Source organism: Nostoc sp. FACHB-190 (genome assembly GCF_014696905.1).
In the GTDB taxonomy this organism is placed as follows: domain Bacteria; phylum Cyanobacteriota; class Cyanobacteriia; order Cyanobacteriales; family Nostocaceae; genus Nostoc_B.
Genome location: NZ_JACJQW010000057.1, coordinates 21,548 through 32,332, shown reverse-complemented (window position 1 = coordinate 32,332; position 10,785 = coordinate 21,548). Strand labels below are relative to the sequence as shown.

The window sequence follows — 10,785 nt, the reverse complement described above, 5'->3', positions numbered from 1 at the left end:
GCGATCGCCAAATCTTTGCGTTCAGAATTTAATGCTAAATCATACGTTTTACCAGTAACACGGACAGTACCATCATTTCCAAGCTGACCTATATTTGATGCCAACTTCTGGGACACCTGGGAGATTCGAGTGAGCGTATCTTGTTCCATTACCGCCAGGGCTTTGGGAGACAACTGACCGCCTGCTTTAAAATTATTGGCAACTTCAACAATTCGTTTTTTGTAATCGTCAGGTTTACCCAAACCATCAGCCGCAATGTACCATGAGCGCAGGTGGTCGATGCTTACGGACTGAGATTCTTGGCTGGGGGGTGTTTTCGGTTCAGTTAGACTGGTTTGCGACGGCTGCTGTAACTGTGAAGTTTGGGATAACGTTACTGTCTGTAGTGGTTGTGGCGGTTTGAGATGCTTTGGACGGTCAGGCAGCGATCGCACTTTCTTCTCGTATTCAGTTTGGGACTCAATCACACTCCCAAATTTCTTGGCCATCGCCTCAAAAGTGGGTTCAGAAATTGATGAATTTACCAAATTAAATACGGCGAGTCCCTTTTTCGTTTCCAGTGGCACATCTTCTGGTGGCACTTGGGCAATCGCAACATTCTTGTCAGCCAGCCACTCGGTCACAGTCGCAATTTTATGGTTGTCCACGGCTAGTTGTGTCAATCCCAACATTTTATCTTCGGGTGTGGCAAACAACATGGTGGGACGCTCTTTTATTTTGTAGAGCATCGGTGCAGTTTTTGCGATCGCTCTGTGTTGTTCTTCATTGACTGTCTGTTGACCAAACACTTGGTTTTGTTTCACCCAAGTTTCAGGATATTGAACTGTTGCGGGGTCAACTTTCACGACCATTGTTGTGGTGAAATTGCTCTGGAGCGTCACATTAACTGGTGTTAATTGACCAAATTTTAGCGCCCCCAAGTTTTTGATTGCTTCTTTATCTTTATTAAAAAACAGTACTCCCAACGGTTCCCCATTTAAAAACACGGCATCTCTTACTTGAGATTGCGGTACTTCCAGTGTTAGTTTTCTATATTCTTTATCTGCAAATTTCTCGCCTTCATAATCGTAAGAATTAGTTTTATCAATCTTTATAAAATTCCCATTTGGTGACTCAGCTATCACAAAAGCATTGTGTTTTTCGGATATGGTCGTAAGCTTGAGATTAAGAGGTTTCCCGTCAGCAAGATAGTTTACTGCCTGGAGTTGCTTGATAGAGTCGGCATCCAACTCTCCAAGAGTTTTACCATCTAACTTAATTTTCACTACTCCTGTGGGTACTGGTACTTTACCAATTTCCAAGCTGACTTGTTCACCGTGAAATGTCTTGTCAGCATAAGAGAACTTTTTGATTTCTCGGATGGTAAACTCTACTGGTTCCTGTCCTGGCACAGAAACCGTCGCTTTGGCTGTCGAAGTTTCCCCAGGCAGAATATTAGTCTGCGCCTTTGTGCCAATTGGTAAATGCGCCGTCCTCGGCTCTAACGCTGCAAACTCCTTATATTCACCATCACCATCGGCAACAAACACTAATCTCGAAGCGTAGCGATCGTGTCCCGGTGGGTGGTCACTAGCTCGGATTTCTACATTGTATTTTTCGTCGGGGTTCCATTCTTTACCCTTGAAGTTGTTAGCCTCATTACTCAGTGTGCCGACTCGCAAATCAGTAAATTGCAGTTCCCCCAAGCGCGAGATAATTTCCTCACTGAATGCCGCGAACACAAAGTTAGGTGTTTTCTTCTGGATTTGACTTTTATTTTGAATTTTGAATTTTGAATTTTGAATTGATTCAAGTTCATCCTGCCTCGCCGCCCCAACACTCCACGCTGCCGCCGCCGCCGACAATCGTTCGGACTCTGGTATGCTCTCACAATATGCTTGGGCAAATTTGTAAGCCTGCGAGAACATCAACCGCGTTTGTCCTTTGGTCAGTTCGGGACGGAATTCAACCAGCTTGGCGTTGTTGGTTGTCATCCCTGGCTTGAGGTTGTTTTCCTCTATTGACTGGGGGCTGATTGTGCCGAGTCTACGAAACTTAGGATTACCATTATCATCCTGTTCGTTGTTAATTTGGGCGATCGCCAATAATTTGTTGCTGCGCTTGTCCTCTACCAGCTTCAAGTTGATAGATTCTGCCTTCCAAATGCCCGGATGCTTGTGGCGTAAGAGGTTTGTCATCTCCAGCTTAGTCCCCTGCTGCGTTTGGATAATGGCTGATGGCCCTCGCTCTGTTTCCCGCCGTCGCTCCATTGCCACGGCAGCGTTGTACAGGCGGTCAAATTCATACTTTGCAGCGATCGCACTGAATCTCTGCTGGGGTGTAAATTCTACATCTTTAAATAAATTGCTGAACTGGACTATAGGGCGTGATTCCAGTTTCGATTCTTGGAAGTATTTGTTAGTTTGGTTGATTAATAATTCGACTGGGGAATAGCCCGTGGTTTTGATGCCGGAATCTAAATAAACTGAGGTTGATTTTTTATCTCTAACATAGTCTACCTTGCGGTACAAATAGCGATTATTTTCTTTAATTAAATCCATTTCTGGCTTTCGGGAACTTTTGAATAAGTCCACCGCGACTTGATTGTGATAACACGCTTCTTCGATTAATTTACGATATAGTATACGATTTTTATCCATCGCCTGCTCAATGCTTTCAGGCGTTCTATCTGGGTTTTGAGCGAGTTTTACAAATTCTTGTATATTAGGTTTATACTCTTCCCTAATAGGCTTGGCATTATCTTCTTCTAGTAGTTTTTCATAATGTTCTAGTACTCGGTCTAAGTAAGCTGATTTTTGCTCAGAAGTTCCGTAAGTTTTAAGGATTTCGATTTCAGACTCTAAAGATAAAAGTGAGGTCACTTGATTATTAATAATGCCCACACTGATGCCATCGCTCATGTGTATGGCTATTTCCTCAAATGGTGGTTGTTCTCCGTTAATATAAAATGATTGCTTTTTCTCTTTAACAGTAGGAGCATAAGCATTTTCGGGCTGATTTCTGTACTCGGCTTCTGCTGTAAGATTGGGGTATTTCCTAGCAAGCGTCACTCCAATACAATCGCCGTCAAAATCTCGTCCTTGGCGCTCTGATTCGGTTTCTAATGGGGCTATTTCGTCAGGCTGAAGTCTCGCTTTAATGCGTTTTAAGTCTTCATCGTTGACGACGATAATTCCTTTTAACGGTTCACCATCTGGCCCTAGTCGGTCATCGACAAGCTTATTAGTTGAAACACACAACCCGTTAGAGTTGAGGAATGGTGAACGGAAATTAAGAACTTTTTCACCTTCATCCAACCAAGGAACACAAATTTCACCGTTTTTCAATTCCTTGGATGAAATAATCATAGCTCTATCAAAAGTCAGTGTCCCTCCCAAAGCGATATCTCGCCATTCACCCTGGACGAATTTAGCAAGCTCTCTCCTGACCTTCTCTGTTTCTAAAATTTGGTTATGTCCACTCACCAAATCAGCTTTGATGAGCTTGTACATTAATAAATCATCTTTCTGTGACCCTTCATCCAAATCATCACTTGCTTCAAATTGTTCTTCAGCTTCATTCCATGTGAGCAATTCCAACTGTTTAACAAGTGAACCATCAGCAACTTGTTCAGTGATTTGTTGTTCCAGAGAGGCTTTCTGTTCTTCTGTGAAAGCTTTACGTTTTTCATATTTCTCACAAAAAAGTTGAGCCACTTTTCTGGGGTCACTTTGGGATTCTGCTAACTTTTGGGCTTGAGCTTCTAGTTCTTCAGCGAAATCTTTAATACCTTGGGGGAATGATGCTAATAGTTGAGATATTGCTGTTTTACCGCGCTCTGACTGTGACTTTTCACCTAGCCATATTTTCTGTGTGTAGAGTCCTGGTTGAATTTGGGGTTTAATTGCTCCCCCTGGACGGTCTTTGTCTGTGCCTTTGAAGCTGGAGAGGGGGAGAATTAGGTCGATTTTTGGCTCATTTTGGGGGTTAACATATTCTACACTATCTAGTTTATGTGGTCTTAAGGTTCCTTTTCCAAATCTATATTTAGTATCTTCTCCATCGCCTTCTCTCCAACCAAAGCGATGCTGAATGACTCGGTAATCTTGTTGTTCTTCCCTTTTTGTCAACTTGTCATAAAGTTGAGTTGAAATTTGTCCGTAACAATCTCCTACTAATTTGAAAGCACTTTCTCTTTTGAGAATTCCTCCATTTTCACCAGCTTTGTCCGGATCTGAATCATCATTTACTACTAGGATATTGAGAGTTTCATTAAGAGAATTTTTGCAAGAACCTAAAAAAATAGAACCATAAGCACCCCGGTCTTTTCTATCAGGGCATAGCTTATCAATCACTTCCAAACATTCTGGTGAACCATAAAGCAATCTAGTCTTAGAAGATAATAAGAGAGTATGCCCATTTGGATGATTTTTTAAATCTTCTGGGGTACTATATTCATCTAGATGTCCAAAAGAAAACTCTTTGTCAGGAAAGTAAAATTCTAGTAGAGTATTGTCCAGCTTTTCGGTTAAAATTGATTCAGGATTCTTGCTATCTCCGTCAACATGAATCCAAGTATTTAGTCTGGTGTCGAAGTGTTTAAATTCTAGAGTCATAGCTCTTCAAATATTAAAACTTTATCAATTTTGTGAGGTGTTAATTATGGCGAAAATAAATATGTCTAGAACCAAGAGATGGTTCAATATGCACAAAAAAGAATTTTTACCTGATGGAACAATGAGGGATGAGGTAAGGCAACAAAAAATAGCTGAAGGGAGTCATCCAGGAGCCGTTGATAGTTATGCTCGTAGGTTAAAGGCGGAGTTTGATGAATGGAAACGCCTGGACGAAACACAACCAGAAGAGTGGATAGAGTACACAGCCTACGACTTCTTCACTTCTGAGGAAAAGAAACAATTTAACCCAGACGGTACTCTTAGAGCCGACTATATTGAGTCTGCGTTAAAACAGGGAATTAGCGAGGGATGGTTGGCAGAAATGGAACGCCGTCAACAGATTGAAGTAGAAAACTTCAATAAAATGTCAGCATCCCACGCCGAACAAGGGATTAACTATGGCGCTTGGCTAATGCGAAGTCTCAAACCTGCCAACGGCACATACCAACAACGCCGCCAGCAAATGGAAGTAGACCTAAGAAACAACGAAGAACCAAGCAGTTTACCCTTCGATTTAGACACACCACCGTTCATCTAAATAAACAGCGAGGTTGATGTTATTTGGACGGGCTTACCCAAAACAAAATCAACCAACTTCTGCCCACTAACAAGAATCACCTGGGGACAATCACCAATCATCTGTTTTGATTTGTCCCCAGTTTTCCCTGTGTGAATGAAAAACCCTCCACTAGCACCGAGTTGTTCAATAGTTTGCTGGAACTGTTGTATATGCTGCGGGTTAATATAATCCGCATAACGCTTGGCTTGAATCAGATATAAACTGCCCGAAACCCAAACCCGACCATCAACACCCCCATCTCCGCTATAACTGAAATTGCGTTTAATCTGCCACCCTTGTTCTTGACAACAAGTTAACAGTAATTCTTCAAAAACATAGGGACTAATTTTACGCAGCGTGGCTATTACTGTGGGTAATTTTGGTTCAGGGTGTTTGCTACGGAGCCATTGCAGGACTGCGTTAGCGTGGTTGATGTTGCGCTGATGTTTTGTTTGGCGTTTGGGTGATTTCTTCCTTTTTAGTCGTCGTTTAAACTTCTTGGTTGGACTTAATGCCCAAACTATCAAAAGTATTACAACAACAATGATGAAGGAAACAATTAGCTCCACTGGTTTTATTTCATTGATATTACTGCGTAGATGCTTGCGGCTTGTCGTTAGACATCACTCGTAGTGGAGGTAGACTTACTCGTGAAAAAATCAGCAGTCTACCCTTTGATACCAATTAGGGTGCTTGAACAGGGGCATTAACTGAAGCTGGATTGTGCCGAGCCTGAGTAAAAGCCCCATTGAAAACGCCAATCATACCGAGAATAGCAAAAACAGTTATAGCTACTCTCTGAACAGAGCTAAATACTGACAATTCTTTTTTGGCATCAGTGTAAACTTTGTTGAGCAAGTCAAGTTGTTTGTTCTGACTGACAAAGTAATTTAAGGCATTAATACAGGGTTCTAAATTTTCGCCTCGTTCCGCTTTTTGAAAAAGTAAAGCCTCTAATTTTTGCTGGTACTGAATTGGAGTTAAATCAGAGTTTAACATCTGTGGTTGAGATATTTGTGTATGCTTGCTGGAGCCATTCAGTGTTGTCAATTGGTGCTGCATATTTTCCTCAAATTTGTTTGGTAAATATTCAGTAATATCAATAATTTGCATTAAAGAATTGATATTACTAGAGTGGTGTTATGAAAAGTGAAAGAGGAATATCTTGAGTTATCCAAACAGAGTGTATCTGCTGAGTTCTGCTAAAACAATCTACAGGAGTACAAAAAAATTCGTACTTATTTCTGTAGATTTTTTTGCAATTTCATGCTAAAGCTCTAGTTCGATGCCTTGACTTCGGACATTAATTGCTTGCTGTGGCGCAGGGGAATCTTGTTCTAAGGGATCTGTGCCATCAACAAAAATTTCCTGCGCCAACGTCCGTCCGTCGCCATCAATATCACTTTCAAGAATGTATTCCAACACATTGGACGGAACACCCTGGCGAACTGCAACAGACAACCATGCCTTTACAAATTCTCCACTAGCCGCACTGTTGGCTAGAACTTGTAGAGCTTTTTCGGCATCCTGAGTAGTGGCTTTCGAGAGGTCTTTTACGCCAGCCTCTTGCCAAACATCACCAAAATAACCTAGATAACGCTCATCAAAGTTCTGTTCTTGTGCGAATTGTAATAACTTTTGGGTTTGCTGTTCGATGTCTGTTGGCATAAATTTAGTGCATCAGCAATGTTTATTGAGATTTTGGTGGAAGAAATTTATGCGATCGCTTCTACCAAAAACCGAAATCTTTTAATTGCGAATTAAAGGGTTGGGATTATATGGTCAAAAAGCTATTCTGCTTGCCATTCCAAAGGTCTGTTTCTTGCTGTCGATTTCGGACACCTGGATGTTGATAGTTATCTGGAACCAATGGTTGAGTGCGTTTGTAACCAAAATGATTGTCCAGTTCTTTAATATAGGTAATATGTGCAGTCCAAACATCGGCCACTCTGTCCCCTAAACCCAGAGTATCAAGTGGTTTGGGAATATCAACACCTCCATTCCAAGAAATCGGTATACCTTCTTTTTGGAAATGTTCTGTTAATTCAGGGCGTACAAACTCAGATGTACCCCCGCAAATAACAACTTCATTAAATGCAGCTATATTTCTAATCCAACGAATTAAAGCGCGACAGTAATCATCGCGCACAATTGGGAGAACTGAATTAAATAACTTTAAATCAGATTCAATTTCTTCACCACTTTTGCGCGACAAAGAACGAAGCGCATTCAAATTGCCTTTGCTGGCTTCTACTAAGGCTTTAGGTAATCGCTTGTCATTTTTTAATAATCCAACAGAAGTTCGCTCAACAAATTGTTCTACCACCCAATTCATACCTAAATCTGTAGATTCTGAAGCACCTGGATTACCTTTTTTGAACAAAAGAAAAGAAGCATTACGATAACCCAACATCAGCAATCCAATGTTTTTCTGTTTGAATGATTCACCTAATCCACGTCTTCGATAAGCGAGAATTCCACTACCTTCTGGGGCTACCTGAAAGTTACGCAACTTAGCTTTTAGTTTTCCCGTAGGCGTGATGACACCCTGGCTTAAAACTGATGCCAATTTTTTACCTAATTCGCCACCATCAGATATTTCTCCAGGTGGTAAAAGCAAGTCTACATAAGCTTCTACAGCCTTCAAATCTAATTGATGACAAGCCCACCACAGCAAACCAGTTATTTTTGGCAGGGCATAATGATACTTCAAATCTTTAAGTGCTGCTGTACCTGCAAAAGCATCTTTGGCTAAAGCGCCTAAAGCATAGTATTCTTCGCCAATTCCCACCCAAACATAATCAGAATACAATCGATTTCCCAGGTGTGTAATTGATTCTCTTCGCACATCCGCTACTTCGGGTTCCATTGCTATTACCATTGGTAGACCATCAGGATATATCTGCACAATCCCTTTGCTCTGGCTACCTCCTAAATCAAAGGTAGCAACCATTTTTGTCAAAACTTGTGAAACTCTATTCATTTTCTCACCCAATTATTAAACACCGAACAACCTATTAATCTGCTTCAAATCCTCTGACGGTTCTATTGTGAACAAACCGTCACCACTCTCATCCCAAAGTTGGCTATCGTTGAGCATTGGCTCTCCACTGTCTGCACTAGATTCTAGAAATGTTTCTCTAATCAAGGCAGCTTGCGCTTCTAATCGCTTGATTGCCCAAATTGCCCCCCGCCTCAGTTCTTTACTCCCTGCGCCAGCATCACAAATAGTGAAAGGCAACCAATATTCTTTGAGAGTCATCATCACTATTTCTGGTAGCTTCCCCAAGCCAAACGGCTCCGTTTGCAGATAGTTAATTATCTGTCCATCAATAGTGTCTGCTGTTCGCTTGATTGAAAGAATTACTTTTTGATTCTGTTCCATTTTTCTCACACAAAGATTTTGCGCGTTAATTCGCGCTAATATTTCCTCTTTCACTTTGTAGAATTAAATGGAAAACTCAATTAATTAAAGTCTAAGCCGATTCCTTTTCCTTGACAAGCTTAATTATCACTCCCACTAAATCCATGTAATTAGTGGGGTTTTAATCATTCAATTGTATACTAGATTACTATTCCCCAGGACTGTTTTATCACTCTTCTACAGCCGTCCTGAAACTGCTAAATGACTGTCCTAGAGCATCTCTTTTCTCGCCTCTGCGACTGTCCTGTAACTGCTTTAGGGAAACCACAGCAAAAGGCTGCAACAATTCTCCGGTGGCAGGATAAAATAACCGTACTTACTACGGTTATTTTTGCTATTCTAAATTCTAGCCATTTTCGAGGGGCGTTTTGGGCGAAAAATTGAGGATTTTCCGAGAAAATAATTTTAACAGGGTCAGAGTGAAATGTCTTACGCTATAGCAAGATTAAAGAAATTAAAGCGGAGCAATCTGACAGGGAGTGCAGCCCACACAGCCCGTGAGCGACCAACGCCTAACGCCGACCCAACCCAACAGAATCTCCGGTTTATTGGTAGTCTTAATCCAGAAGAAAGGTTAGAAAATTTGGTACTCGCTAAAATTGGCGAATATGAGCAAAAGCGGAAGATTCGGACAGATGGTGTTTATTGTGTGGAATTATTATTGAGTGCGTCGCCCAGTTATTTTCGCCCAGACAATCCTAGTCAAGCAGGGGATTATGATCCCCAGAGGTTAGATGCTTGGCTAGAAGCCACGCACCAATGGTTAGCGGATGAATATGGAGATCGCATTGTCAGGGCAGAATTGCACCTGGATGAAGCCACCCCCCATATTCATGCTTACTTCGTGCCTTTGGATGATGAAGGGCAATTACGCTGTAGTCATTTCTTTGATGGCAGGCAGAAAATTCAGCAATTTCAGGAATCGTATTACCAGACAATGCGGCTGATTGGTCTAGAACGCGGACTCAAAGGCAGTAGAGCGCAACACTTAGATATCAAGGAGTTCTACCGGATTGTTGAGTCGGGGCGAGACTTGGAAGCTGAAGACTTAAACCCTGAGCAGTTAAAAGCCAAAGCCGCAGACCGTGACAGGGCTACTCACTCCAAGGAAGAAATGGAAGCCACAGCCAAAGCTCTAGCAAAAGAAAATGAACTATTACGAAAACAAATTGCTGAATTAGAGCAACAAACTCAACAACTGCGAGACTTGCTCTTAGAGGATGTCGCCTGGGAGTTGGGGCTGCATCATGACCAAGGACGATGGAGGGGTCACGGTAACATCATTAGTATAAATGGGTCGAAGTTCTACGATTTTTCACTGGAGCAACAGAAGGGCGGCGGTGGTGCGATTGATTTGGTGATGCACGTTAACTCTTGCAATTTCCGAGAAGCGATCGCTTGGCTCAGTGATCGATTCGGGGAAGCCGGGGCAGAAAGAGCAGCGATCGCTCACGCCAAGAATGCAACAAGTGAGATTATCCAGTCTGAACCTCGTCCGCAATTCCGACTACCAGTTGAGGACAAAGCCAAATGGCAGTTAGTCTCTAACTACCTCACCCAGAACCGGGGAATAGGCGAGAATCTGGTTCAATCTCTCCACGAACGGGGGCTAATTTACGCTGATGATCAGCAAAATGCTGTGTTCGTGATGCGGAATCTTGGCGATCTACCCCATGCTAAAGGTGCATTCTTGCGAGGGACACGGGGCGAGAATAACAGTTTTAAGGGTTACGAGAAAGGGACTAAGCGCCGTGAGGGTTGGTTTTACTTTCACCTGGGCGGACAACCGACTGACCCTCCAGAAAAACTAGTGCTGTGTAAATCGCCCATCAATGCTATGTCAATAGCCATGCTGGAGTATCAAGTTAGAGGCGATGTGCCACCCACGAGAACACTGTACATGGCAGTTGATAGCCCCAACAGTTTACCTGTGGAGCAATTGCAGCATATCCCTAATGTGCAGGTGGCTTTTGACCCGGATGAATCGGGCAATGTAGCTGCACGGGCTGTAAAAGAACTACTACCACAGGCTACTCGGCTTAAGTGTAAGGCTGGTGATTGGAATCAGGAATTGGTGCAACTCTCCCAAAAATTGAACCCACAAAAAAATGAGGCAATGGAACTTTAAAACAATAGCCAAAGGTACT

At 42.3% G+C, this 10,785-nt stretch carries 8 protein-coding genes; 2 read left to right on the top strand and 6 right to left on the bottom strand.

From position 1 onward, the window contains the following. Window positions 1–4,595, bottom strand: a 4,595-nt coding sequence (locus H6G28_RS33100; protein WP_190677286.1) for a hypothetical protein, incomplete at its 3' end; no start/stop codon positions are given. 61 nt (window positions 4,596–4,656) lie between these two features. Between H6G28_RS33100 and H6G28_RS33095 the strand changes: the two genes are divergently transcribed. Next, window positions 4,657–5,193 carry a hypothetical protein gene (locus H6G28_RS33095; RefSeq protein ID WP_190594276.1) on the top strand — a complete coding sequence of 179 codons (537 nt, stop codon included), beginning with the start codon at window positions 4,657–4,659 and terminating at the stop codon, window positions 5,191–5,193. On the opposite strand, the gene H6G28_RS33090 is transcribed toward H6G28_RS33095, so the two are convergent. The 5 genes from H6G28_RS33090 to H6G28_RS33070 all read right to left on the bottom strand — a co-directional run bounded on the left by H6G28_RS33090 (window position 5,190) and on the right by H6G28_RS33070 (window position 8,599). Further along, entirely contained in the window at window positions 5,190–5,783 is a 594-nt protein-coding gene (locus H6G28_RS33090; protein ID WP_313950034.1) for a restriction endonuclease, read from the bottom strand. The genes H6G28_RS33095 and H6G28_RS33090 overlap by 4 nt on opposite strands. Before the next feature lie 115 nt (window positions 5,784–5,898). Then, a complete protein-coding gene (locus H6G28_RS33085) occupies window positions 5,899–6,276 on the bottom strand; it encodes a hypothetical protein (RefSeq protein WP_190677284.1) in 378 nt (125 codons plus the stop codon). Window positions 6,277–6,483: 207 nt separating this feature from the next. Continuing rightward, window positions 6,484–6,882, bottom strand: coding sequence for a hypothetical protein (locus H6G28_RS33080; protein ID WP_190677282.1), 399 nt, complete (start codon window positions 6,880–6,882; stop codon window positions 6,484–6,486). Between the two features lie 106 nt (window positions 6,883–6,988). Next, the gene (locus tag H6G28_RS33075; protein ID WP_190677279.1) at window positions 6,989–8,197 is read right to left on the bottom strand and encodes a ParM/StbA family protein; all 1,209 of its coding nucleotides are present in this window, start codon (window positions 8,195–8,197) and stop codon (window positions 6,989–6,991) included. Window positions 8,198–8,212: 15 nt separating this feature from the next. Beyond that, window positions 8,213–8,599, bottom strand: coding sequence for a hypothetical protein (locus tag H6G28_RS33070; protein ID WP_190594280.1), 387 nt, complete (start codon window positions 8,597–8,599; stop codon window positions 8,213–8,215). Between the two features lie 463 nt (window positions 8,600–9,062). Here H6G28_RS33070 and mobV point away from each other — a divergent pair, with 463 nt between their 5' ends. Beyond that, the gene (gene mobV, locus H6G28_RS33065; RefSeq protein ID WP_190677277.1) at window positions 9,063–10,766 is read left to right on the top strand and encodes a MobV family relaxase; all 1,704 of its coding nucleotides are present in this window, start codon (window positions 9,063–9,065) and stop codon (window positions 10,764–10,766) included. The last annotated feature ends 19 nt before the right edge of the window (window positions 10,767–10,785 follow it).